This window comes from Rathayibacter sp. AY1F9 (assembly GCF_002932155.1).
In the GTDB taxonomy this organism is placed as follows: Bacteria; Actinomycetota; Actinomycetes; order Actinomycetales; family Microbacteriaceae; genus Rathayibacter.
Map to the genome: position 1 here is coordinate 1 of NZ_PSVA01000032.1, position 22,121 is coordinate 22,121.

Genomic DNA, 22,121 nt, shown 5'->3' on the forward strand with positions numbered 1-22,121 from the left:
GGTACGCCCTCGTGGTGGCGGGCTACCTGGCGGCGTTCGTCCTCCTCAGCCGGGTGCTCAAGGCCGGCATGCCGATCGGAGTCGCGAACGGGCGGGGGCGTTCCGGCGGGGACGGACGGAGCGGGCTCGCACCGCGGACCGCCTCGGACGAGCTCCGCGATCCGCAGCACCCGGTCGGCCGACGTCCGGGCGGACGGGTCATGTGCTGGGACCCGCGCGGACCTCCGCGGTCGGCGGGACGTCGTGTCCTGTTCGCCTGCCGCCCCTTGCCCGCGCGCCGCTCCGAGCGCACGCTGGAGCCATGACCGCCTGGAGTCCTCTCGAGACCGTCGGCGCCGTGGTGCTCGCCCTCGCGCTGATCGGGCTCGCCGCCGCGGCCGTGGCGGTCGGAGCGGGCGACGAGATCGCGTTCATCGGCGTGCTGGTCGCCTTCGCGGTCGCGGTCACCGGGCTCGGCCTCCACATCGCCGGCCGCGAGGCGCGGTACCGCCGCGACAACCGGTGACTCCGTCGCGCTACCGCCGCGACGACGGCTGAGGAGGCGCGCTCCCGCCGCGACGGCCGCTGAGCGGGAGAGACTCCCGCCGCGACGACACTCGGCCGGTCAGTGCCCCAGCTCCACCAGCAGCACGCCGGCGATGATCAGGCCGATCCCGCCGAGCATCGTCCAGGTCAGCGGGTCCTGGAACAGCCAGCGGCCGAGCACCGCGGTCAGCGCGACTCCGACCGCCGCCCAGATCCCGTAGGCCACCCCGATCGGCATGCCCTGCGCGAGCGCTCCGGCCAGCAGCGTGAACGCGACGACGTAGCCGACTCCGACCACGACGTACCAGCGCTTCCGGCCGTCCGTCGCGGGTTTGAGGCTCATCGTCGCGGCGACCTCGGTGAGGATCGCGCCCGAGAGCAGCAGCCAGGCCATCAGCGCACCGCCCGGCGCGCGGCCTGCGCTCGCTGCGAGCCGATCTCGACCATCAGCACGCCCGCGATGATCAGCACCAGCCCGATCGTCATCACGCCCGTCAGCGGCTGACCGAAGAGCACGGCCGCGAGGACCGCCGTCAGCGCGACGCCGCACGCGCCCCACACGCCGTACGCGACTCCGATCGGCATGCCGGCCTTGAGCACCCGGCTGAGGAGGACGAACGCCGCCAGGTAGCCCGCCACCACGAGGGCGTACCAGCCCGGCGACTCGATGGCGGCCTGGAGGGCGAGCGACGCCGTCACCTCGGTGAGGATCGCGCCGGTGAGGAGCACCCAGCTCATCGTGTGCCGTCGGATCGGGTCATCCGGCCAGCGTAGGGCGGGCGCGGAGGCGTGCGACCGCGGAACGAGGGCTCAGCGCGCGGGGAGGGTGGGAACGATCGTTCTCTGGGCAGTGACGCGCTCACCGCGCGAAGTGCTCGCGCACCTCCGCCTGCCAGCGCTCGCGGTCCTCCTCCGTGATGAACGCCGCGTCGAAGGAGTTGAGCGCCAGCTGCTCGAGCTGCGCGTCGTCCATCCCCAGCTCCTCGACCAGGGCGCGGTAGTTCTCATCCACGTAGCCGCCGAAGTAGGGCGGATCGTCGCTCGAGACCGTCACGACGAGTCCCTCGCGGAGCATCGCGGGCAGCGGGTGGTCGGCCATCGTGTCCACCGCGCGCAGGGCGACGTTCGACAGCGGGCACACCGTCACCGGGATGCGGCGCTCGCGGAGCATCGCGACGACCTCCGGGTCCTCCATCGCGCGGATCCCGTGGTCGATCCGCTCGACCTTCAGCAGCTCGACGGTGGCCGCGACCGTCTCGGGCCCGGCCTCCTCGCCGGCGTGCGCGACCAGGCGCAGTCCGTCCGCCGCGGCGCGCGCGTAGACGTCGACGAACAGCTCCGGGCCGAAGCCCACCTCGTTCGAGTCGAGCCCGACGCCGATGATGTGCTCGCGCCAGGGGAGGATCGCCGTCAGCATCTCGTCGGCCGCGTCGGCGCCCAGGTCGCGGAGGAAGCACATGATCAGGTCCGTCGAGACCCCGTGGGTCTCCTCGCTCCGACCGAGCGCACGGGTGATCCCGCTCATCACGGTGTCGAGCGCGACGCCGTTGCCGAGGTGCGTCTGCGGGTCGAAGAAGATCTCGGCGCGGCGGACGTTCGCCTTCTGCGCCCGGTCGAGGTAGCCGGTCGCGAGCTCGAAGAAGTCCCGCTCCGTCTTCAGCACGGTGAGGTTCGAGTAGTGCAGCTCCAGGAACGACGCGAGGTCGGTGAAGGAGTACCGCGCGCGGAGGGCGTCGAGATCCTCGGTGGGCAGGGCGACCCCGTTGCGGCGCGCCATCTCGACGATGTGCTCGGGCTCGATCGTGCCCTCGAGGTGGATGTGCAGCTCGGCGCTGGGCGGGGCGGGGAAGGCGGGGCGGGGCATGCGGATCCTCCAGGGAGCGGCCGGGGCGGCGGGGTCGCTCCCGACCGTAGGCCTCCGCTGTTTCGCGCGCGTTTCCGGCGGGAGGCGCGCGATCCGGATCCGGAGCGGCCCCGCCCCCGGGTGCTAGAGCTCGCCCTGCTGCGAGGTGCCGGCCGGGATCGGGACGAGCCGCGTCACGACGGGCGGGTGGGCGACGAGTCCGCGGATCGCCTCGTTGAGGCGGACGACCGGCTCGCCGGCGCCGTGCGCGTCGAGCAGGTCGCCGCTCGTCCACTTCTCCAGCATGACGATGGTGCCGTCGGGCGAGTCGTGGATCGCGTAGAGCTCGCAGCCCTCCTCCTCGTGCACCTCCGCGATGGCGGTGGAGAGGGCGGCGACGAGCGTGTCGCGCTGCCCCTCGGCGGGAGTGAAGATCGCGGTGACGACGACGGGATCGGACATGGCGTGCCTTTCGGAGGGGGGAGGGGGATCAGCGCTGCGGGGGTGCGGCGCAGCTGGAGCGGATGACGAGGTCGGCCTGCACCTCGATGTGCTGCGGCGCCTCGGGGAGGCGGCCCTGCATGCGGGCGAGGACGAGCTCGACGCTGTGACGGGCGAGCATGTCGATCGGCTGGCGGACGACGCTGAGCGGCGGGGTGACCAGCTCGCTCCACGGGTTGTCGTCGAACACGACGACCGAGAGGGCCTCCGGGATCCGGATCCCGAGCTGGAAGAGCCGGTGCACGGCGCTGCGCACCTGCGCGCCGCTGCCCGCGGTCTGAGGAGGCCGCGGCTGCCGCGGCACCTCCGGCCGTCGGAGCAGCCGCAGGCCGGTCGCGAGCTGCCAGGCCGTGACGGCGTAGACGGAGGCGCGCTCCCAGACGCCGTCGGGCAGCAGATCGACGCCGGGCACGCGGGTGTCGACCTGCAGCATCAGCAGCGCGAGCAGGCCGACCGCGCCGAGCACGATCCCGACCGTCCCGAGCGCCCACGGGGCGCGGCCGCGCCGGGCCGCGGCACCGGCGACGATCGAGGCCGCGTTGCCGCCGACGATCGCCATCGCGGCGCCGACCACGTGCAGGCCGCCGATCCCGTTCTGCGCACTGGCGCTGCTCCCGTGCACGAGGCCCACCACGGCGATGCCCACGGCGTGGACCACGGCGAGGGAGAGGAACAGCCCCCGCGATCCACCCCGCGCCGCCCGCACGGTCGTGACGGCGGCGGCGAGGTAGAGCGCCCCCTGCAGGAGGAATCCGGCGTTCATCACCGCGTGCAGCGGCGAGTCGATCGCGCGCCCCTGGAACACGCCCACCTCGGGCACGCCGAGATCGCTGATGTAGTTCCGTGCGTAGCTGTAGCCCGGGAACGCGGACGCGGCGACCGCCTCCGCTCCGACGTAGGCGAGCGCGCTCACCACCCACAGCACTCCGGCCCCACGAGTTCCCATGCGCCCATCATCCCCGGGCCCGGCCGCGCCGGTCGTCGGCGCCGGACGGCTCCCCGGCTAGGCTCGCCGGATGCTGCAGGTGCGGGGTGAATCCGGGCAGGCCGTGCTCCTCCTGCCGGGCGGGGGCGAGGCCGTCGACCGTTTCTTCCCCGGGCTGGTCGAGGGCCTGATCGTCGATCCGGGCTGCCGGGTGGTCCTCTACGACAGACCGGGCACAGCGGGGTCGGAGGTCGCCGGCGGACTGACCGACGCCGCCGACGCCGTCCACGCCGTGCTGGCCGGCCTCGGGACAGGTCCGGTCGTCGTGATCGGCCAGAGTCTCGGCGGTGCCGTCGCGATGCTGCTCGCTCGCGATCATCCCGAGGACGTCGCGGGACTGGTGCTCCTCGACCCGACGCCCGTCAACGACACGGCACTGGCGCGTCAGGTGGAGCGGACGGCCCGGGCGACGGCGACGCTCTCGAGGCTGCCGGGGCTCGGCCGAGCGCTGTCCGCGCTGCTGCGCACGAGCGCCGCCCGGTCGGCGAGGCGCTACGCGATGAGCCCGGACGCGCGCGCGGCCGCTCTCGCGATGGCGGACGTCGACCTGCCGGGGCTCGCCGCCGCCGCCGCCGGTCTGGAGCAGGTGGCGCGGGGCTTCGACGAGTCTCAGCTGCCCGCCGTCCCCGCGGCCGTGGTGACTGCGGACCGCCGGCCCGGGTCCTCCCTGCATCGCGCGCATCGGCGCGTGGCCGCCGCACTGGACGCGCCGCTGCTGTCCTGGCCGGGAGCCGTGCACGAGGTGCATCTGAGCCACGAGCGCGAGGTGCTCGAGGTCGCCCGCGCGGTCGTGCGGGCCGTCGCCTCCGACTAGGTCCGGAGCCGCTGCGCCGCCGCTCCGGTCACAGGCTGAACCCGCCGTCGGTCGTGAGCACCTGCCCGACGACCCAGCTGCCCGCCGACGTGGCCAGCCATGCGATCAGCTCCGCGGGCAGGCGCGGGGCCACCCGGTACGAGGACGCCGCTCCGGCTCCGCTGCGCGAGGGAGGCCGACCTGGACTACTCCTCGTCCGCCCGGTAGACCTTCCGGAACGCGTCCTTGCGGGCGATCCTCCCGCCGCGGAACTCGTAGATGTCGCAGCCCCGCGTGACCTGGGGTCGGCCGTCGGGGCCGGTCCCGGTGAAGGACCAGGTGGCCGCGCCGCGCGTCCCGGCGATGAGGGGAGCCCCCTCCTCGTGCCGCTCCTGTCCGGTGTCGAAGGCGAGCATGAGCGCGAATCCCTCGCGGACCTGCTCCTTCCCCGTCCAGGTGCGGCCGGGCTCGGGGCCGACGGACGCGCCGTAGACGCAGTCGTCGGTCATGTGGCTCATCAGCGCTTCGAGGTCGTGGCGGGTCCAGGCGTCGCTGAACGCGGCCAGCACCTCGGGCGTCATCTCGCTCGTGCTGGTCTCGGTCGAAGAGGAGTCGTCCATGAGCGGGCCTCGGTCCTTCTGATCGGTGGACCGTCGTCGGTCGCTCTGCGACCGTGGCAGGTGAGCGGCCGCAGTGGCAACGCCCTCTAGCGGTCATGTCCGGAAGCGGACGGCCGGCGGATCAGCGGTCCGTCGATCCGCCGACCAGCGGGTGAGCGCGACGGCGGGGGGCGGTGCGCTGCGGGCGGCGGGAGCGGCCGCCGAGGCGACCCGCTCCACCGGGCACTGCCGCGTCCCGATGCTGAGCCCCTTCGTGAAGGCCGTGCCGAAGTCGGACGCGGGCCGGCCCTCCTCCGCCTCCTCGGTCGCGGCTCCCGGGTCGCCCGAGGCGGCCGGATGCTAGGCGCTCGCCGCCTCCTCCGCCACCTCCTCCCCGCCGACCGGCGCCGACGCGCAGGATGAAGAGCACCGGTCGCGGCGGGCACCGACTCCGCACCCGACCGGCACCGAGACCGCCACGAGCCCGCGCCGGCGGGAGGACAGCGAGAGCACCATGGGATTCTGGGGACCGACCGACGAGACCCGCGGCACGCGCCCGGTCGACGAGCCGCTCGGCGAGCTGGAGCTCGTGCACGCCTTCACCAGCGGGCCGATGCCCACCGGCGTCAGCGTCTCGCACACCGGGCGGATCTTCGTGAACTTCCCGAAGTGGGGAGACGAGGTCCCGGCCACGGTCGTGGAGCTGGTCGACGGAGCGGCGGTGCCCTACCCGGACGAGGCCTGGAACACGCCGTCGGGAATCGACGACGCCGGCGCCCTCGTCTCGGTGCAGAGCATCGTCGTCGATCCGGCCGACCGGCTCTGGATCCTCGACACCGGCAGCCCGATGTTCGAGCCGACGAAGAAGGGCGGCCCCAAGCTCGTCCGCGTCGATCTGGCGACCGACACCGTCGAGCAGGTGATCGTCCTCGAGCCGGACGTCGCCCTGCCGACCACCTACCTCAACGACGTGCGCTTCGATCTGCGGCGCGGCATCGCCTACATCACCGACTCGGCCGACTCCGGCCCGAACGGGATCATCGTCGTCGACCTCGAGGCGGGGACCGCCTGGCGTCGCCTGCACGACCACCCGAGCACGAAGGCGCTCACTCCTCCGGAGCTCGTGCCGATGGCCGAGGGCCGCGTGCTGATGAAGCGCCCGGCAGACGGCGACCCGCAGCCGGTGACGATGGGCGCCGACGGCATCGCGATCTCGGCCGACGGCGAGCGCCTCTGGTACTGCCCGCTCGCCTCCCGCCGCTGGTTCAGCGTGGCGACGTCGGCCCTGGTCGACCGGTCGGTGCCGGACGAGGACGTCGCGGCGACCGTCGTCGACGAGGGCGACAAGGGCGGGGGAGCGGACGGCCTCGAGACGGATGCGCTGGGCCGCTTCTACGCCACGAGCTACGAGAACAACGCGATCGTCCGCCGTCGCACCGACGGCACGATGGAGACGATCGTGCACGACGAGCGGCTGCTCTGGCCGGACACGATGTCGATCGCGACGGACGAGCACCTGTACGTCACCGCGAACCAGCTGCACCGCCAGGCCGACTACCAGGGCGGCACGGATCTGCGGACGTACCCGTACTCGCTGTTCCGGGTGCGGATCGGCGCGGGGCCGGTCCTCCTCCGCTGAAGGCCCCCGCCTGGTCGCCTGCGCCGAGATCCGCAGCGCGGATCAGCGCCAGTGGGCGAGCTCCGTGCGGAGGGTCCCGCGGGCGCGGGCGAGTAGTCCGCGGACGGTCGAGGTCGTGAGCCCCAGCTCGTGCGCGATCGCGTCGTAGCTGCACTGCTCCAGCTGGCGCAGCTCCCAGCAGCGGCGCTGGGCCGGGGGCATCGCGGCGAGCACCCGGTTGGCGTCGGCGGCGAGCGATCCGCAGTGCGCGGCGTGCTCCGGGTCGTCGGCGGCGGAGGCGGGGAACTCGTCGTCCAGCTCGGCTCGCAGCCGCGAGACGCTGGAGCGGAGCCGGTCGACGCTGCGGCGGCGGGCGGTCGTGACGAGCCAGCCGGCGATGGTCTCGCCGTCGATCACGCTGTCCACGTGGGTCCACGCCGCGAGGAACGTCTCCTGCACCACGTCGTCGACGTCGGCGCTGCTGCGGAGGGTGCGGGCGGCCGTCGCGCGGAGCAGCCCGGTGTAGCGGCGGACGATGGTGGCGAACGCGCGGTCGTCGCCCTCCGCGGCGCGGATGACGAGCATCCGGTCCGAGTCGGGTTCGAGCAGTGCGAGCGGCGGCGCGGCGAGGGTCGAGGGGTGGGCCCTCGGGAGGCGTGCGGGGGTGGTGGCGGTGAGCATGCGGACTCCGGTCGACTTGATGTGCACGCATGATTCGGAGGCGCGCTCCCGCCCGGTTTCCCGGGGCGGGACCCCAGTGGGAGGGGCAGATCTGTCCGGTTTCCGGGGACGTCAGCGCCGACGCGACCACCAGCGGCGGGACCGCTCCGGCTCGGCGGCCGCCCGGGCCTCGGCCTCGGCGGCGCGATCGGCGCGCCGCTGCGACCAGGCGGCGACCTCCTCGTCGACGTCCCGGAGCCGGGTGACGACGGGCGGCCCACCCAGCAGCTGGCGGCGCGCCTCGATCACCCGCGTGTTGAAGTCGGCGAGCTCGGCGCGCACCTCCTCCTCGCGGTGCAAGCGGTCGAGGCGCTCGTCGAGCGCGCGGTCCTCGGCGCGGAGGAGGAAGGCGGCCGGGCCGATCCCGGTGAGGTTCTCGCGCTCGATCTTGCGGCGGATCCACCAGTCCGGGTCGTGGGCCGCGCCCAGGTCCGGGAGCGGCTTCCCCGATCCCGGCAGGTCGTCGAAGTCGCCGCGGCGGATCGCGAGCTGGATCGCCGTCTCGACGAACGCGGCCCGCTCGAGCGGATCCTCCGGCAGGGCGGGCTGCTCCGCCTCGTCCTCGCCCGCGACGCCGGCCCGGTACCGGGCGGCGCGCTCCCTCGCATCCGACATCCCTCCACGCTAGATCGGGCTCCTCGCCCCGGGCAACCACCCCTCCCGCCGTCTCCGTGGTCGGCGGGGCGCCGCGGGTCGACATCGGCGGACCGGCGTGCGTAGTATCGATACTCGATAACATCGACGATCGATAAGGAGCACGCCATGACGAGTGTCATCCCCAGCGCACCGGTCCGGGAGCGTCCGCGCGTGTTCCGGGTGGCGAGAGCGGTCCTGCTCATCGTCGCGGTCTTCTCCGTGCTCACCGCGCTCCTGCAGACCTGGACCGTCACCACCGGGCGCACCCTATTGGTCTTCGGGGGAGCGGACGGCCGCCTCCCGCTCCGGAGCCTCCCGCAGCTGCTGCAGGCCGAGCCGCGCGAGGGCACCGCGCCCACGCTCGCCGACGCCGCCCTCTCCCTCCGCCTGCTCGGTGCGCTGCCGAGCCTCCTCCAGGCGGTCACGATCGTCCTCGCCACGGTCTTCCTCCTGCGGGTCCTCCGCGGCATCGCGGCCGGACGCCCGTTCGACCCCTTCGTCCTCGCGAACTGGCGCCGTCTGAGCCTCGCACTGCTGATCGGAGGAGTGGCGCAGGGCCTCGCCGACACCGCGGCCGGCCTGTACCTCAGCTCCGGCATCGGCCTGCTCTTCGCCGCCGGCTGGGTGACCGACGAGCAGCGCGACGCCTTCCTCGGCGGCGACTACCAGGCCATCGGGACGAACCTGCCGCAGTGGCCCGTCCCCGTCCTGCTCGCCGGAGTGGTGGCCCTCGCCCTGACAGCGGCGTTCCGCGCCGGCGCGAAGCTCGAACGGGACGTCGACGGCGTTGTCTGAGCCCGCCGACGACGAGAGGCACCGGATCGACTGCCACCTCGGAGCAGTGCTGGCCGAGCGCGGCGTGACCCTCACCGCCCTCTCTGCCCGCACCGGCATCACGATGGCGAACCTCTCCATCCTCAAGAACAACCGCGCCCGCGCGATCCGCTTCACGACGCTGACGCTCATCTGCGACGCGCTCGACTGCACCCCGCAGGAGCTGTTCTCGATCCGGGCCGTCGACGAGCGGGGGTAGCGGCGGGCGGATCGGCCAGGGGATCTCTGCGGGGCCGATGGTGTGGACGCCGTCCGATCGGATCGTCGATCGAGCAGGCCTCAGCCGCGCTCCACGTCCGCCCCTCCTGGGATCGGCCGGAGCTCCCCGGAGCTCGCTCTCGTCCCGACCCGTGGATGAGCCTCACCAGCGCGGTTGGCGGCCTCGGCCATCGACCGTCCACAGGGGAGCGAGCTCGTCAGCGGGACCGTCGAATGCGCCTCCGGTGGATGCCGGCGGCTGCTCGCGGTCGTCCCTCCCGACGCGAATCACTCCCGAGCAGTTGTCGAGCGAGCTCGAAAGGACCCGCAGACACGCATCGCGGGAACCCTCCGGGACCTTCGCTCCATCTCGGTGGCTTCCGCCGTCGAGGGGCCCCTCCTGAAGATCCGGGCCGACTACTGGTCCCAGGAGTACATCCCCTGGGGACGTGTGCGAAGCGTCCTCGTGCGTGCTTCCGCGAACCGGTCCCGTCGCGCTGAGCGGCGGTCAGCGGTCGAGGACTCGACGAATGACGAAGGCGAACGCCGTCGTCCCCGAGCAGAGTGGGACCCTCGACTTCTCGGAGGTAGGAAATGCCCGAAACCCACTCCGTGCCATCGACCGCGAGCACGGTCCGCTCCGGTTACCTCGACCCGACCGCGCCGCCGGTCGCATCCATCGACTCCGGCGATCGGGTGTCGTTCCCCGCGACCTGGACGCACTGGGGCGACGAAGCAGTCTTCGGGATGACGTTCGCCGAACGGGAACCTCTTCGCCACAAGTACCCGCAGGGCCCGTATTCGATGCTCGGACCTGTCGAGGTCACCGGTGCCGCCCCTGGCGATGTCATCGAGTGCACCATCGAGACGCTGCGCACACTCGACTGGGGGTGGAACAGCTTCCCGCTCGGAGTCGGCGCGCTGCCTCACGACTTCTCTGAGCCGTACCTGCACTACTTCCGATTCGATGACGACCGCCGGCGCGCGGAATTCGTCCCCGGTGTGGAGTTCGACCTCGATCCGTTCATCGGGGTCATCGGCACCGAGCCGGCGGGCGAGGAACCCACCAGCGCCATCCTCTCGGGCCCCTACGGCGGCAACCTCGTCGTCAACGCGCTGACAGCCGGCAGCTCGGTCTTCCTCCCGGTGTTCACTCCCGGTGGTCGGGTCTGGTTCGGCGACATCCACGCCGTTCAGGGCGACGGAGTCGTCGATCAGACAGCCATCGAGACGGCCGCCGAGGAACTCGTCATCCGCTACGACCTCCACAGGGCAGTGCCGCTGACCGGACCACTGGTCGAGACGGCGACGGAGTGGATCGGCTTCGGGTTCAGCGACAACCTCGACGACGCCCTGGTGGAATGCCTCCGCGGTCTCATCACCTGGCTGCATGCGGCGTCGGGCCTCAGCGAGAGCGAGGCCTACGCGCTGTGCAGCCTCGCCGTGAGCTTCCGGGTGGCGCAGTACGCCGACCAGACCGGTTCGGCCTACTCCTCCGTCCCCGCGAAGGCTGTCCAGGGCCGAGTTCCGAAGCGGGTCTTCTCGCCCGACAGAGTCGCGCAGATCAGCGGATGGCTGCGCCCCGGCGGGCCCTCAGCGTGACCGACCTCTCCGATGACGACCGGCGGCAGCTCGCTGCGGTCGTCCGCCGAGCCGATGAGCTCGCGACGGCTCGCGACGTCGACGGCTACCTGGCGCTGACCACCGAGGACATGGTCCTCGACGGAGCCCAGGGAGAGGCGTCCGGCCACGACGCGGTCCGGGCGGCCGTCACGAGGATCTGGGCGGCCGAACCGTCCGGGACTCTGCACCTGACCAGCGACATCACGGTGACGCCGGGCACCGTCGAGGGCGCGTCCGCGCACTCGACCCTCTCTCTCGCCCGCGGCACTCCGGCGCACCCGGAGGTGTGGGCGGTGGCCTCGATCACGCAGCTGCTGCGCCCCACCAGCCAGGGATGGCTGATCGCCCGGCGCACGGTCGGCGAGGGACCCGCCGGCGCTGGCCAGTAGGGTCAGCGCCTTCTCCTCCAGGACCCGTCGCGACCCGCCGTGTCACGGACCGCGACGGTCTGGTCGACGCCGCGTCGTCGGGCGGCCCTCGCATCACCGAGAAGAGGCTGCCGAAGGGATCCAGCGACCGGCAGAGCCGCTCCCCGAGGACGTCCTGTCTGCTGCGGGAGTGCCGACGGCTCGGTTGTCCGTCGACTCCCGCCCCACCGGGTCGAACCCGCTCGCCGTCGTCACTGAGACCCTGCTCGAGCCGGTCGGCGTGCTCGTGCGCGCCGCGCTGCGGCCGCTTCCCGCCCGCTCAGTCCAGCGGGTAGCCCGGCAGCCCGTCGATGCTGACCGCGTTGCGCGTGGCTCGGTACTCGGCCATGCCGTCGGGGCCCTTCTTCTCGGCTTGGAGGAGGAGCAGGTCGCGCTCGCCGACCGGCTCCATCGCCGGCACGCCCCAGCCGCACGCGTCGCTGATGCGGGTGAGCTCGACGGTGACGACCGCGCGGGTGCTCGGGTGCTCGGGGTGCTGCTCCGCGACCTCGGCGAACGCCTCCGAACCGGGCAGGTGCACGGAGCCGGTGCCGTGCAGGCGGACGATGCGCGGACGCGATCCGAACGACGCGAACATCAAGCACACGCGCCCGTTCTCGCGCAGGTGCGCGATCGTCTCGACTCCGCTGCCCGTGTAGTCGACCCAGCCGACCCGCCGCGGGCCGAGGATCGAGAACGAGTCGTGGCCGCGCGGCGACATGTTGACGTGCCCGTCCGCGGCGAGGGGCGCGGTGGCGACGAACCACATCGGCTGCTCGTGGATCCAGGAGGAGAGGCTCTCGTCGATCTCGTCGTAGACGTGCGCCACGGGATCAGGCCCCGGCCGCGCGGCGGACCAGCTCGGTGACGGCGGCGCGCGTCTCGGCGTCGGCGGAGACGAGCGCGTAGGCGGTCGGCCAGATCGTGCCGTCGTCGAGCTGCGCGCCGTCCTGGAAGCCGAGGGTCGAGTAGCGCGTGCCGAACTTCGCGCCGGGCTGGAAGAAGACGATCGCCTTGCCGTCGGAGCGCGCGTAGGCGGGGAAGCCGTACCAGGTCTTCGGGAGGAGGTCGGGAGCGGTCTCGCCGACGATGTCGTGCAGCATCTGGGCGATCGGCCGCTCCTCGTCGGTCATCGCGGCGATCGCGGCCTCCGCGTCCCTGCGGTCGGCGTCGGCCTTGTCGGCGCTCTTCTGCCGCTTCGCCTCCGCCCGCAGCTCGGCCGCGCGCTGCTTCATCGCCGCGCGCTCGTCCTTCGAGAAACCGTCTTCGGAGGCCATGTCCGCCCGTCCCGTCCGTCTGCGGCTCCCGGTCCGGGAGCGTCCCCGCACATCGTGACAGCGCCGCACTCGCCGCACAACGGCGGGAGCGAGCGCGACCGCGCGCCCCGGAAGCCCAGCCTCCGCGGTTAGCGTGGGCGGATGCGCCTCCTCCTGATCCGCCACGGCCAGACCCCCTCCAACGTCGCCGGGCTCCTCGACACCCGCATCCCCGGACCCGGGCTCACCGACCTCGGCCGCACCCAGGCCGCGGCACTGCCCGGTCGGCTCGCCGGCGAGGGGATCGGCGCGCTGCTCGTCTCGACGATGGTCCGCACCCACGAGACGGCCGCCCCTCTCGCCGCGGCCCTCGGGCTCGAGCCGATCGAGCGCGACGGCATCCGCGAGGTCGCTGCCGCGGGGCTCGAGATGCGCGGCGACGGGGCGGCGGTCGAGGAGTACATGGGCACGGTCTTCCGCTGGGCGGGTGGCGAGACGTCGATCCGGCTGGCGGGCGGCGAGACGGGCGACGAGTTCGCGGCGCGCTACGACGCGGTGGTGGCGGAGGCGGAGGCGCTCGGGCACGAGGTCGTCGCGCTGGTCAGCCACGGCGCGGCCATCCGCTGCTGGGCGGGTCTGCGCTCCCTCGACCTCGATGCGCGCTTCATCGCCGACCACCTGCTCGACAACACCGGCGTCGTCGTCCTCGAGGGCTCGGGCGACGCGTGGACGCTCGTGTCCTGGCAGGGCGAGCCTGTCAGTGGAGTCGGCGCGGCGGCCCCCTCGGGCCCGGCGGGCGAGACCACCGTCTGAGCTGCGGGGCCTCCTCGCCGGTCGAGCAGCGGCGGATGGAGACCGGCCGGAACGAGCGCCGCCGGCCGCGCCACCACGGTAACGATCGCGCAACAGTCCGGAAACCAGCTTTGACCAGCACTTTCACTTGCGCTGATCGGTTCACCGCCACCCCTGGACCCGCCCCCGCAATTGTCCGACGTTTGCCCCTCGGCGGCTCCGCGGCTACCGTGGTCGGCGGTCCTCACGGGCCCCGATGAACCGGTCCGCGCTCGCACGGCGTCCCCCAGGACGCGCCGCGATCGTACGGTCAACGGGAGTGGAGGCGGCCCCGAGGCCGCCTCGGACGCTCTCGCCTCCACCCCCTGCCGCGCTGAGCGGCGGGACGCACGCGGAGGCTCGACGCACGGCTGTCCCACGCTCCCGACCCGGCACCACGAGATGAGCGCAGGGCGTCGTCCCTGCGCGCCGACGGAGTGTACGTGCACCAGAACCAGCAGATCATCAGCGAGCCCCGGAGCGAGGCGGGCGCCGATCCCGCGACCCCCGCTCTCGAGGCCCGCCACCTCTTCAAGGTGTTCGGCCGGAAGCCCGACGAGGTCGTCCGCCGACTGGGCGAGGGCGCCGACCGCGGCGAGCTCGCCGGACTCGGCACGGCCGCGGTGATCGACGCGTCCTTCACCGTGCGCCGCGGCGAGATCTTCGTCGTGATGGGCCTCTCCGGCTCCGGGAAGTCCACCCTGATCCGCATGCTGAACGGGCTCCAGGAGCCCTCCGCGGGCGAGGTCCTGATCGAGGGCTCCACCATCACCGGCGTCTCCGAGGCGGAGCTGCGCCGCGTGCGCCGCTCGTCGGTGTCGATGGTGTTCCAGCACTTCGCGCTCCTCCCGCACCGCACCGTGCTCGACAACGTCGCGTACCCGCTCGAGATCCAGGGCGTCCCCGCGGCCGAGCGCCGCGAGCGGGCCCTGCTCGCGGTCGAGCGCGCCGGTCTCGCCGGCTGGCACGAGAAGATGCCCGACGAGCTCTCCGGCGGCATGCGCCAGCGCGTCGGCCTCGCCCGGGCGCTCGCCGCCGACACCGACATCGTGCTGATGGACGAGGCGTTCTCGGCACTCGACCCGCTGATCCGCCGCGAGATGCAGGAGCAGCTGATCGAGCTGCAGCACGAGCTCGGCAAGACCATCGTCTTCATCACGCACGACCTCAACGAGGCCATGTTCCTCGGCGACCGCATCGCGGTGATGCGCGACGGCCGCATCGTCCAGATCGGCACCCCGGAGGAGATCCTCACCGATCCGGCGAACGACTACGTCGCCCAGTTCGTGCAGGACGTCGACCGCGCCCGCGTGCTCACCGCCTCCGCCGTGATGGAGCCCGCCCGCTCCGTGGTCACCCTCGCGGCCGGTCCCCGCGCCGCGCTCCGGAGCATGCGCGACCTGCAGACCTCGGCCGCGTTCGTGGTCGGCGGCGGACGACGCCTGCTGGGCACGGTCCGCGACCGCGACGTGATCGAGCAGGTGCGCCGGAGCACCGGCGACCTCTCGGCGGTCCTCACCTCCGACGTCGTCACCGTCGGTCCGGACACCGCCCTCAGCGAGGTCATCGAGCCCGCCGTCGAGTCGGCGCTGCCGGTCGCCGTGGTCGACGCCGACGGGCGTCTGCTCGGAGCGATCCCGCGGGTGACCCTGCTCGCGGCGCTCGGCAACGTGCCCGCCCGCACCGGCGAGCACCCGGTGATCGAGCCGCCCGCCACCGTCTCGACCGAGGTCGTCACCGCGACCCTGCACGCGACCGGAGGCCCCGTCGACGACGCCGTCCTCGCGGCGGACGGAGGTGCACGATGACCGATCTCGGATTCCGCCTCCCGCTCGGCGCCCTCGCCGAGGGTGCCGTCGACGTCCTCACGCAGACCTTCCAGCCGGTCTTCGACCTGCTGCGCACCGTCTTCGGCGCCCTCTACTCCGGCGTCGACCTCGTCCTCGCGACACCGCCCTTCTGGGTGATCGTCGCCTTCCTCGCCGTACTGGCCTACGCCGTCCGCGGCTGGGTCTTCGCGGCCGGCACCGCCGTGGGGCTCCTGCTGATCGTGGGGGTCGACCAGTGGGAGAACGCGATGGACTCCCTCGCGCTGGTGCTCGTCGCCTCCGTGATCGCCATCGCGCTGAGCGTGCCGCTGGGCGTGCTCGCCGCGCGCAACCGCACGGCCTCCGCGGTCATCCGGCCCGTGCTCGACCTGATGCAGACGATGCCGGCCTTCGTCTACCTGATCCCCGCGCTGATCCTGTTCCGGGTCGGAGTGGTGCCGGGCATCGTCGCGACCATCGTGTTCGCGATGGCGCCGGGCGTCCGGCTCACCGAGCTGGGCATCCGCGGCGTCGACCCGGAGCTCGTCGAGGCGGGGGAGTCGTTCGGCTCCTCGAAGTGGCGGATCCTCCGGCAGATCCAGCTGCCGCTGGCGCTGCCCTCGATCCTGGCGGGCCTCAACCAGGTCATCATGCTCTCGCTCTCGATGGTCGTCATCGCGGGCATGGTCGGCGCCGGAGGGCTAGGCGGCGACGTCGTCGCGAGCCTCAACCGGATCGACGTCGCGCTCGGCTTCGAGGCGGGCGTCTCCGTCGTGATCCTCGCGGTCGTCCTCGACCGGATGACCGGCGCGCTGGGCTCGCCCTCGCCGGCGAGGGTCGCCCGGGCGAAGAACCGCCGCGCCGTCATGGCGACCCGTTCGGCCGTCGGCGTCGTCTCGATCGGCCTGGTCGCGTCCCTCGGGGCCGCGACCCTCGCCGCTCCCGCCACCGCCGCCTCCGTCGACAACGGCGACCGCACCGACGTGACCGTCGCCGTGTTCCAGGGCTGGGACGAGGGGATCGCCGTCTCCGCTCTGTGGGAGGCGGTGCTCGAGGAGCAGGGCTACGACGTGACCCTGCAGAACGCCGACGTCGCCCCCGGCTTCCAGGGCCTCTCGACCGGCGACTACGACCTCGCCCTCGACACCTGGCTGCCGCTCACCCACGCCCGGTACGTCGAGCAGTACGGCGACTCGATCGTCGACCTGGGCGCGTGGAACGACGAGGCGAAGCTGACCATCGCGGTCAACGAGGACGCCCCGATCGACTCCCTCGAGGAGCTCGCCGCCGACCCGGGCGTCGTCGGGAACCGCCTGATCGGCATCGAGCCCGGCTCCGGTCTCAACAAGACGACGACCGAGGACGTCATCCCCGGCTACGGCCTGGAGGGGATGGACTACCTCACCTCGTCGACGCCGGCCATGCTCCAGGAGCTCTCGAGCGCGACCGCCGCGGGCGAGAACATCGCCGTCACGCTCTGGCGCCCGCACTGGGCCTACGACGCCTTCCCGGTCAAGGACCTCGAGGACCCGAAGGGCCTGCTCGGGCAGGCGGAGGGGATCCACTCCTTCGGCTCGGCCGCGTTCGACGCGGACTACCCGACGATGAGCCGCTGGATCCGCGACTTCCGGATGGACTCGAAGACGCTCTACTCGCTCGAGAACGCGCTGTTCAACGACGGGGCCGACGACCGCTCCGCCGCCCTCGCCGCGTGGATGGACGAGAACCGGGAGTACGTAGACACGCTGATCACCTGATCCGCCGCCACGACGGAGGCCGAGAGGCCGGGCGGCCCCGGACCAGGGCTGTCCCGGCCTCTCGGCCTTCGTCGCGCAAGGATCAGGCGGCGCTGACCCGGCGTCCCGCGGTGGCGCGGACGAGGAGGGTGACCACCAGCACCACGGCGGCGGCGACCAGCGCGGCGATCCCGGCGGGGACCGAGACGAGCTCGCCGGCGAAGCGGCCGACGGCGACCCAGGAGAGTCCCCAGACGAGCGAGAGCATCGGGGCGATGCGGCCGCGGCCGGTGACGGCGATCAGGAGACCGACGAGCGCGGCGACGGCGAGGACGACGACCGCCCAGACCGCGGCGCCCGGACCGTCCGCGCTGCCGACTCCCGCGCCGACGAGCCCGGCGGTGACGTTCGCGGCCGTGGCCACGCACACCCAGCCGAGGTAAAGCCCGAAGGTGCCGTCCGTCACGATCGCGTCGACCACTCCGGCCGACCGGGTGGTCCGCAGGATCACGAAGATGCGCGCGAGCACGGCGAGCAGCAGGGCGATCACGACGACGCTGAGCGTCAGGAAGCCGGCCTGGACGACCAGGATCCACGCGGCGTTCAGGAGGAGGCTCGCGGCGGCCCAGTAGCCCAGCCGGCGGTGGCGGGTGCGGGCTGTCTGCGAGGGCAGGAACTGCCAGATCGCGTAGGCGATGAGGCCGGTGTAGATGACGCTCCAGATCGCGAAGGCGGGGCCGTCGGGAGCGATGGGGGTCGAGGACGCGGTCAGGGCGCCGCCGGCCGCGTTCTGGATCTGCGTGCCGCCCGCGGCGCCCGAGCCGATGAACGAGCCGATGAGGGCGAGCACCGCGCTCACGGCGACGACGACCTGGCGGATCCGGTCGGCGCGGTCGGGGGTTCGTGTGGCGGTCATGTCGCTCCTCCATTAGTCAGCTGGCTGAGTAATGAGAGTAGCGCGATTCCGCTCCCCGTCCACTGGGGCTTGCGGCGCGGCCCCGGCCCTGGATGAGGGCCGGGGCCGGATTCTCAGGCGCGGGCGGCCGCGTACTGCTCGCGGATCACAGGGCGGTGGTCCGGCGCGGGCTCGGCCACCGAGGTGACGGTCCACGTCGGACGCGATCCTGTCAGCGCCCAGGCGGCCTGCACGGCGGCACCATCGGCCACGTACTCGCCGGGCGTCGGCACCTGCACGGGCACGTCGAACACCTGCGATGCAGCGAGCTGCACGGCGCGGTTCTGCGCGGCTCCGCCGATGAGGAGGATGCGCCGCGCCTCCACTCCCTGCGCGCGAACGGCGTCGAGCCCGTCGGCCAGTCCGCAGAGCATGCCCTCGATCGCCGCGCGGGCGAGGTTCGGTCGCGTGGTCGAGGCGATGGTCATCCCGTGCAGGCTCGCGGTCGCGTCCGGCAGGTTCGGCGTGCGCTCGCCCTCGAAGTAGGGGACCAGCACGAGGCCGTCGGCACCCGGCTCCGCCTCGAGCGCCAGTGCGGCGAACTCGTCGAAGTCGCTGCCGAGCAGGGTCGCGGTCGAGGCCAGCACGCGCGCGGCGTTGAGCGTCGCGACCAGCGGCAGGAAGCGCCCGCTCGCATCGGCGAAGCCGGCGACGGTCCCGGAGGCGTCGCGCACCGGGTCGTCCGTGACGGCGAAGACGGTGCCGCTCGTGCCGATGCTGACGACCACGTCGCCGGGGCCGGCGCCGAGGCCGAGCGCGGCGCCCGCGTTGTCGCCCGCGCCGGGGCCGACGACGAGTCCGCTCTCGGTGCGGCCCGCCTCCTCCGAGGGGCCGAGCACGCGGGGGAGCAGCGGGCGGTGGCCGAGGGCGCGCTCGAGCAGGTCGAGGTCGTAGCCGTCCGCTCCCCAGTACGAGGTGCCGGACGCGTCGGACCGGTCGGTCGTGAGGGCGTCGAGCTGCGGACCGCGGGCGGAGTCGGGGCCGTAGCCGAGCAGGCGCCAGGTCAGCCAGTCGTGGGGGAGCGCGACGGCGGCGACACGGGCGGCGTTCTCGGGCTCGGCGTCGCGCAGCCAGCGGAGCTTGGTGGCGGTGAAGGAGGCTACCGGCACCGATCCGGTCCGCTCCGCCCAGGCCCCGGCTCCGAGCTCCTCGACGAGCGCGGCGGCGGCGGGCGCGCTGCGGGTGTCGTTCCAGAGCAGAGCGGGGCGGATGACGGCGCCGCTCTCGTCGAGGACGACCATGCCGTGCTGCTGGCCGCCGACCGAGATCGCGGCGACGTCGTCGAGCCCGCCGGCGTCGGCGAGGGCGAGCTGCAGCGCCTCCCACCACGCGGCCGGATCGACCTCGGTGCCGTCCGGGTGGCTCGCCCGGCCGGTGCGCACCACGGCGCCGGTGTCGAGGTCGCGGACGACCACCTTGCAGCTCTGGGTCGACGAGTCGATCCCTGCGACGAGCGTCATCGCTGTCCTCTTTCGTTGGGGGGTGCGGGTTCGGGCGTCCGGTGCGGAACCGGGCCGGATGCAGGAGAACGGACGAGACCCCGTGCCGGTGCAGGGGATCTCGTCCGTCTCAGGTCGTCCCGCGGCGGACCGCGGGCTCAGAGGGTGCGGGTCAGCCGCGGGCGCCGAGCAGGTGCTCGGTGGCCAGCTGCTGCAGGCGCACGAAGCCGAAGCCCTTGCCGCCGAGGTAGGCGTCGGCGTCGAACGACTCGTACGAGGCGGTGTCCGCGAGCAGGTCGTCGTACGACTCGCCCTCGTTCAGCGTCGGGGTGGAGAGCTCGGCGACCTTCGCGGCTGCCAGCGCCTCCTGCACCTCGGGGTCGGCGCGGAAGGCCGCGGCGCGCTCCTTGAGCAGCAGGTAGGTGCGCATGTTCGCGGCGGCCGAGTCCCAGACTCCGGTCTCGTCCTCGGTGCGCGAGGGCTTGTAGTCGAAGTGGCGCGGGCCGTCGTAGGCCGGGACGCCGCCGGGGCCGCCGTTCTCGAGGAGGTCGACGAGCGAGAACGCGTTGTGCAGGTCGCCGTGGCCGAAGACCAGGTCCTGGTCGTACTTGATGCCGCGCTGGCCGTTGAGGTCGATGTGGAAGAGCTTGCCGTGGTACAGCGCCTGGGCGATGCCGGCGGTGAAGTTCAGGCCCGCCATCTGCTCGTGGCCGACCTCGGGGTTCACGCCGACGAGCTCGGGGCGCTCGAGGGAGTCGATGAACGCGATCGCGTGGCCGAGCGTCGGAAGCAGGATGTCGCCGCGGGGCTCGTTCGGCTTGGGCTCGATGGCGAAGCGGATGTCGTAGCCCTTGTCGGTGACGTAGTCGCCGAGCAGGTTGACGGCCTCGCGGTAGCGCTCGAGCGCGGCGCGGATGTCCTTGGCGGAGTCGTACTCGGCGCCCTCGCGGCCGCCCCACATGACGAAGGTCTTCGCGCCCAGCTCGGCGGCGAGGTCGATGTTGCGGAGGACCTTGCGCAGCGCGAAGCGGCGGACGTCGCGGTCGTTCGAGGTGAAGCCGCCGTCCTTGAAGACCGGGGCGCTGAAGAGGTTGGTGGTGACCATCGGCACGATGAGGCCGGTGGACTCCAGCGCGCCTTTGAGGCGGTCGATCTGGGTCTGGCGCTCGGCGTCGGTGGAGCCGAAGGCGAACAGGTCGTCGTCGTGGAAGGTGAGGCCGTACGCGCCGAGCTCGTCGAGCTTCTCGACCGCGTGGACGACGTCGAGCGGCTCGCGGGTCGGGCCGCCGAACGGGTCCGTCCCGTTGTAGCCGATGGTCCAGAGGCCGAACGAGAACTTGTCGGCGCGGGTGGGGGTCAGGGACATGGGATCCGAATCCTTTCCGGCGACGTCGCCGAATTGTTGTTGAGCCCAACATATCCCCTGAGGGTCGGGAGGCGCAACGAGCGGAAGGCCCGGCGCGTCGCCCTCCGGCCCATCGCGGGTGCCGCCCGTTCGTGCCGCGGAACCGCTCGCGGAGCGGGCCGGCGCCCGGGGAGGTCGTCGCGAGGATCGCTTGCGCAAGCGCTTCGACTGTGCGTACAGTCGCTCCAGCACGACCGGTCGAAGCGCTTCGAAGCTCGACCGCGACCGACGACGACGTCCGGCAGGAGGAGCCATGGCGACCATCCACGACGTGGCCCGCGCTGCCGGAGTCTCGATCAGCACCGTCTCCTACGCCCTCTCCGGCAAGCGCTCGATCGCCGCCTCCACCCGGCAGCGCGTCGACGACGCGGTGCGCCAGCTCGGCTACCGGCCCCACGCGGGAGCCCGGATGCTCGCCGGGGCGCGGACCCACATCCTCGCCCTCTCCGCCCCGATGCGCGGCGAGCTGCACCTGCCGACCCACATGCGCTTCGTCACCGAGGTGCTCGAGCGCGCCCGGGAGTCGGACTACGACGTCCTGCTGCTCGTCACCGACGAGGCCTCCAGCGGCATCGGGCGCGTCTCCTCCTCCTCGCTCGTCGACGGCATCGTCCTGATGGGCGTCGACGACGACGACGACCGCGCCGAGCTGATCCGCGCGGCGGGGGTCCCCGCCACCTTCATCGGCGTGCCCGCCGACTCCCACGATCTCGCCTGCGTCGACCTCGACTTCGCCGAGGCCGCCCGCCAGAGCGTCCGCCGGCTCGCCGAGCTGGGCCACCGCTCGCTCGGCCTGCTCGAGCACCCGCAGTCCTACACCGACCGCAACGCCGGCTTCGTCCGCCGCTTCGACGAGGCGTTCCGCGCCGAGGCTGCGGCGCTCGGAGTCGAGATCGCGGTCGAGCGCCCGCACATCGGCCGCCCGAGCGCACAGGCCGCGATCGACGCGATCCTCGCCGTACCCGTCCCGCCCACCGCGCTCGTGCTGCACTGCAACGAGCCCGTGGCGGAGGCGGCGATCGAGCGCGTCCTCGAGCGCGGCCTCTCCGTCCCCGGCGACCTGTCGATCCTGGCGGCCTGCGCCAGCTACGACGGCGGCGCCCTCCCGGTCCCCACCAGCAGTCTTCCCCTCCCGTTCGACGCGATGTGCCGAGCGGCCGTCGCGCGGACCCTCCAGCAGATCGACTCCGGCCGCACCGTCGGCGTCGAGCTGCTCCCGCCCTCCTACGTCGACCGCGGATCCCTCGCGGTCGCTCCGACCGGCGCTCCGGTGCCGGCGGTCCCGTCCGGCACTCCCGCGCCGGCCTCCCTCTAGTCCTCCACCCTCTTCCTGCCCGCTCCGGCTCTGCGCACTGTCGAAACGCTTCGACACCACGCCCCCGCGAGAGAGCGCTCCCTGCACCACCTCC

At 73.1% G+C, this 22,121-nt stretch carries 25 protein-coding genes and 1 pseudogene; 13 read left to right on the forward strand and 13 right to left on the reverse strand.

Annotation, left to right across the window (positions count from 1 at the left end):
• Positions 1-305, forward strand: a pseudogene (locus C5C37_RS17980) (hypothetical protein); the annotation flags it as partial.
• Complete coding sequence (locus C5C37_RS15605) at positions 302-505, forward strand: hypothetical protein (RefSeq protein WP_104248362.1); 204 nt, start codon at positions 302-304, stop codon at positions 503-505. The pseudogene C5C37_RS17980 and the gene C5C37_RS15605, both read left to right, overlap by 4 nt.
• A gap of 99 nt (positions 506-604) precedes the next feature.
• Here the strand turns inward: C5C37_RS15605 and C5C37_RS15610 are convergent, their stop codons facing one another.
• From C5C37_RS15610 to C5C37_RS15630, 5 genes are all read right to left on the reverse strand, one after another.
• The gene (locus tag C5C37_RS15610) at positions 605-919 is read right to left on the reverse strand and encodes a multidrug efflux SMR transporter (RefSeq protein WP_104224891.1); all 315 of its coding nucleotides are present in this window, start codon (positions 917-919) and stop codon (positions 605-607) included.
• A complete protein-coding gene (locus tag C5C37_RS15615) occupies positions 919-1,263 on the reverse strand; it encodes a multidrug efflux SMR transporter (protein ID WP_104269826.1) in 345 nt (114 codons plus the stop codon). The genes C5C37_RS15610 and C5C37_RS15615 overlap by 1 nt, the downstream gene beginning before the upstream one ends.
• A 121-nt stretch (positions 1,264-1,384) precedes the next feature.
• Positions 1,385-2,389 (reverse strand): adenosine deaminase, encoded by a 1,005-nt coding sequence (locus C5C37_RS15620; RefSeq protein ID WP_104288790.1) that lies wholly within the window; start codon positions 2,387-2,389, stop codon positions 1,385-1,387.
• Between the two features lie 123 nt (positions 2,390-2,512).
• Positions 2,513-2,830, reverse strand: a complete 318-nt coding sequence (locus C5C37_RS15625; protein ID WP_104269675.1) for a putative quinol monooxygenase — start codon at positions 2,828-2,830, stop codon at positions 2,513-2,515.
• A 28-nt stretch (positions 2,831-2,858) separates the two neighbouring features.
• Complete coding sequence (locus tag C5C37_RS15630) at positions 2,859-3,815, reverse strand: DUF998 domain-containing protein (RefSeq protein WP_258063359.1); 957 nt, start codon at positions 3,813-3,815, stop codon at positions 2,859-2,861.
• Between the two features lie 70 nt (positions 3,816-3,885).
• Between C5C37_RS15630 and C5C37_RS15635 the strand changes: the two genes are divergently transcribed.
• Positions 3,886-4,668, forward strand: a complete 783-nt coding sequence (locus C5C37_RS15635) for an alpha/beta fold hydrolase (RefSeq protein WP_104339229.1) — start codon at positions 3,886-3,888, stop codon at positions 4,666-4,668.
• A gap of 185 nt (positions 4,669-4,853) precedes the next feature.
• Here the strand turns inward: C5C37_RS15635 and C5C37_RS15645 are convergent, their stop codons facing one another.
• Positions 4,854-5,267: a nuclear transport factor 2 family protein gene (locus tag C5C37_RS15645; RefSeq protein WP_208543359.1), complete on the reverse strand. Its 414-nt coding sequence runs from the start codon at positions 5,265-5,267 to the stop codon at positions 4,854-4,856.
• A gap of 151 nt (positions 5,268-5,418) precedes the next feature.
• Between C5C37_RS15645 and C5C37_RS17270 the strand changes: the two genes are divergently transcribed.
• Positions 5,419-5,610 carry a hypothetical protein gene (locus tag C5C37_RS17270; protein WP_146076637.1) on the forward strand — a complete coding sequence of 64 codons (192 nt, stop codon included), beginning with the start codon at positions 5,419-5,421 and terminating at the stop codon, positions 5,608-5,610.
• A 150-nt stretch (positions 5,611-5,760) separates the two neighbouring features.
• Positions 5,761-6,885, forward strand: coding sequence for an L-dopachrome tautomerase-related protein (locus tag C5C37_RS15650; protein ID WP_104315657.1), 1,125 nt, complete (start codon positions 5,761-5,763; stop codon positions 6,883-6,885).
• A 42-nt stretch (positions 6,886-6,927) separates the two neighbouring features.
• Here C5C37_RS15650 and C5C37_RS15655 read toward each other — a convergent pair whose 3' ends face one another.
• Both C5C37_RS15655 and C5C37_RS15660 read right to left on the reverse strand, forming a co-directional pair.
• Positions 6,928-7,572 carry an RNA polymerase sigma factor gene (locus C5C37_RS15655; RefSeq protein WP_104339230.1) on the reverse strand — a complete coding sequence of 215 codons (645 nt, stop codon included), beginning with the start codon at positions 7,570-7,572 and terminating at the stop codon, positions 6,928-6,930.
• A gap of 84 nt (positions 7,573-7,656) precedes the next feature.
• The gene (locus C5C37_RS15660; RefSeq protein ID WP_104315650.1) at positions 7,657-8,199 is read right to left on the reverse strand and encodes a DUF1992 domain-containing protein; all 543 of its coding nucleotides are present in this window, start codon (positions 8,197-8,199) and stop codon (positions 7,657-7,659) included.
• A 147-nt stretch (positions 8,200-8,346) separates the two neighbouring features.
• Here C5C37_RS15660 and C5C37_RS15665 point away from each other — a divergent pair, with 147 nt between their 5' ends.
• The 4 genes from C5C37_RS15665 (at position 8,347) to C5C37_RS15680 (ending at position 11,264) form a co-directional block, all read left to right on the forward strand.
• Positions 8,347-9,015 carry a DUF2975 domain-containing protein gene (locus tag C5C37_RS15665; RefSeq protein ID WP_104315649.1) on the forward strand — a complete coding sequence of 223 codons (669 nt, stop codon included), beginning with the start codon at positions 8,347-8,349 and terminating at the stop codon, positions 9,013-9,015.
• Positions 9,008-9,253 carry a helix-turn-helix transcriptional regulator gene (locus C5C37_RS15670; RefSeq protein ID WP_104224883.1) on the forward strand — a complete coding sequence of 82 codons (246 nt, stop codon included), beginning with the start codon at positions 9,008-9,010 and terminating at the stop codon, positions 9,251-9,253. Before C5C37_RS15665 ends, C5C37_RS15670 begins: the two co-directional genes overlap by 8 nt.
• 593 nt (positions 9,254-9,846) lie before the next feature.
• Positions 9,847-10,854: an acetamidase/formamidase family protein gene (locus C5C37_RS15675; RefSeq protein ID WP_104269671.1), complete on the forward strand. Its 1,008-nt coding sequence runs from the start codon at positions 9,847-9,849 to the stop codon at positions 10,852-10,854.
• Positions 10,851-11,264: a nuclear transport factor 2 family protein gene (locus C5C37_RS15680; RefSeq protein ID WP_181127440.1), complete on the forward strand. Its 414-nt coding sequence runs from the start codon at positions 10,851-10,853 to the stop codon at positions 11,262-11,264. Before C5C37_RS15675 ends, C5C37_RS15680 begins: the two co-directional genes overlap by 4 nt.
• A 298-nt stretch (positions 11,265-11,562) precedes the next feature.
• Here C5C37_RS15680 and C5C37_RS15685 read toward each other — a convergent pair whose 3' ends face one another.
• Both C5C37_RS15685 and C5C37_RS15690 read right to left on the reverse strand, forming a co-directional pair.
• Complete coding sequence (locus tag C5C37_RS15685) at positions 11,563-12,111, reverse strand: pyridoxamine 5'-phosphate oxidase family protein (RefSeq protein WP_104339231.1); 549 nt, start codon at positions 12,109-12,111, stop codon at positions 11,563-11,565.
• Between the two features lie 4 nt (positions 12,112-12,115).
• On the reverse strand, positions 12,116-12,559 hold the full coding sequence (locus C5C37_RS15690; RefSeq protein WP_104339232.1) for a hypothetical protein: 444 nt from the start codon (positions 12,557-12,559) through the stop codon (positions 12,116-12,118).
• 141 nt (positions 12,560-12,700) lie between these two features.
• Between C5C37_RS15690 and C5C37_RS15695 the strand changes: the two genes are divergently transcribed.
• The 3 genes from C5C37_RS15695 to C5C37_RS18035 all read left to right on the forward strand — a co-directional run bounded on the left by C5C37_RS15695 (position 12,701) and on the right by C5C37_RS18035 (position 16,934).
• Positions 12,701-13,351: a histidine phosphatase family protein gene (locus C5C37_RS15695; RefSeq protein WP_104328039.1), complete on the forward strand. Its 651-nt coding sequence runs from the start codon at positions 12,701-12,703 to the stop codon at positions 13,349-13,351.
• A 461-nt stretch (positions 13,352-13,812) separates the two neighbouring features.
• Positions 13,813-15,177 (forward strand): glycine betaine/L-proline ABC transporter ATP-binding protein, encoded by a 1,365-nt coding sequence (locus C5C37_RS15700; protein WP_374952941.1) that lies wholly within the window; start codon positions 13,813-13,815, stop codon positions 15,175-15,177.
• Positions 15,174-16,934 carry an ABC transporter permease/substrate binding protein gene (locus C5C37_RS18035; protein ID WP_104224879.1) on the forward strand — a complete coding sequence of 587 codons (1,761 nt, stop codon included), beginning with the start codon at positions 15,174-15,176 and terminating at the stop codon, positions 16,932-16,934. The genes C5C37_RS15700 and C5C37_RS18035 overlap by 4 nt, the downstream gene beginning before the upstream one ends.
• An 82-nt stretch (positions 16,935-17,016) precedes the next feature.
• On the opposite strand, the gene C5C37_RS15710 is transcribed toward C5C37_RS18035, so the two are convergent.
• The 3 genes from C5C37_RS15710 to xylA form a co-directional block, all read right to left on the reverse strand.
• Positions 17,017-17,829, reverse strand: coding sequence for a tryptophan-rich sensory protein (locus C5C37_RS15710; protein WP_104224878.1), 813 nt, complete (start codon positions 17,827-17,829; stop codon positions 17,017-17,019).
• 113 nt (positions 17,830-17,942) lie between these two features.
• Complete coding sequence (gene xylB, locus C5C37_RS15715; RefSeq protein ID WP_104269666.1) at positions 17,943-19,328, reverse strand: xylulokinase; 1,386 nt, start codon at positions 19,326-19,328, stop codon at positions 17,943-17,945.
• A gap of 151 nt (positions 19,329-19,479) precedes the next feature.
• Positions 19,480-20,673, reverse strand: a complete 1,194-nt coding sequence (xylA, locus tag C5C37_RS15720) for a xylose isomerase (protein ID WP_104224876.1) — start codon at positions 20,671-20,673, stop codon at positions 19,480-19,482.
• Between the two features lie 292 nt (positions 20,674-20,965).
• Between xylA and C5C37_RS15725 the strand changes: the two genes are divergently transcribed.
• A complete protein-coding gene (locus C5C37_RS15725) occupies positions 20,966-22,027 on the forward strand; it encodes a LacI family DNA-binding transcriptional regulator (protein WP_104339233.1) in 1,062 nt (353 codons plus the stop codon).
• Positions 22,028-22,121: the final 94 nt, after the last annotated feature.

Bases quoted from the DNA above. Each gene is read 5' to 3' on its own strand.
- C5C37_RS18035 (WP_104224879.1), top strand. From the start codon at position 15,174: ATGACCGATCTCGGATTCCGCCTCCCGCTCGGCGCCCTCGCCGAGGGT.
- C5C37_RS15650 (WP_104315657.1), top strand. From the start codon at position 5,761: ATGGGATTCTGGGGACCGACCGACGAGACCCGCGGCACGCGCCCGGTC.
- xylB (WP_104269666.1), bottom strand. From the start codon at position 19,328: ATGACGCTCGTCGCAGGGATCGACTCGTCGACCCAGAGCTGCAAGGTG.
- C5C37_RS15690 (WP_104339232.1), bottom strand. From the start codon at position 12,559: ATGGCCTCCGAAGACGGTTTCTCGAAGGACGAGCGCGCGGCGATGAAG.
- xylA (WP_104224876.1), bottom strand. From the start codon at position 20,673: ATGTCCCTGACCCCCACCCGCGCCGACAAGTTCTCGTTCGGCCTCTGG.
- C5C37_RS15630 (WP_258063359.1), bottom strand. From the start codon at position 3,815: ATGGGAACTCGTGGGGCCGGAGTGCTGTGGGTGGTGAGCGCGCTCGCC.
- C5C37_RS15635 (WP_104339229.1), top strand. From the start codon at position 3,886: ATGCTGCAGGTGCGGGGTGAATCCGGGCAGGCCGTGCTCCTCCTGCCG.
- C5C37_RS15675 (WP_104269671.1), top strand. From the start codon at position 9,847: ATGCCCGAAACCCACTCCGTGCCATCGACCGCGAGCACGGTCCGCTCC.
- C5C37_RS15725 (WP_104339233.1), top strand. From the start codon at position 20,966: ATGGCGACCATCCACGACGTGGCCCGCGCTGCCGGAGTCTCGATCAGC.
- C5C37_RS15645 (WP_208543359.1), bottom strand. From the start codon at position 5,267: ATGGACGACTCCTCTTCGACCGAGACCAGCACGAGCGAGATGACGCCC.
- C5C37_RS15605 (WP_104248362.1), top strand. From the start codon at position 302: ATGACCGCCTGGAGTCCTCTCGAGACCGTCGGCGCCGTGGTGCTCGCC.
- C5C37_RS15695 (WP_104328039.1), top strand. From the start codon at position 12,701: ATGCGCCTCCTCCTGATCCGCCACGGCCAGACCCCCTCCAACGTCGCC.
- C5C37_RS15625 (WP_104269675.1), bottom strand. From the start codon at position 2,830: ATGTCCGATCCCGTCGTCGTCACCGCGATCTTCACTCCCGCCGAGGGG.
- C5C37_RS15660 (WP_104315650.1), bottom strand. From the start codon at position 8,199: ATGTCGGATGCGAGGGAGCGCGCCGCCCGGTACCGGGCCGGCGTCGCG.
- C5C37_RS15610 (WP_104224891.1), bottom strand. From the start codon at position 919: ATGGCCTGGCTGCTGCTCTCGGGCGCGATCCTCACCGAGGTCGCCGCG.
- C5C37_RS15615 (WP_104269826.1), bottom strand. From the start codon at position 1,263: ATGAGCTGGGTGCTCCTCACCGGCGCGATCCTCACCGAGGTGACGGCG.
- C5C37_RS15665 (WP_104315649.1), top strand. From the start codon at position 8,347: ATGACGAGTGTCATCCCCAGCGCACCGGTCCGGGAGCGTCCGCGCGTG.
- C5C37_RS15710 (WP_104224878.1), bottom strand. From the start codon at position 17,829: ATGACCGCCACACGAACCCCCGACCGCGCCGACCGGATCCGCCAGGTC.
- C5C37_RS15620 (WP_104288790.1), bottom strand. From the start codon at position 2,389: ATGCCCCGCCCCGCCTTCCCCGCCCCGCCCAGCGCCGAGCTGCACATC.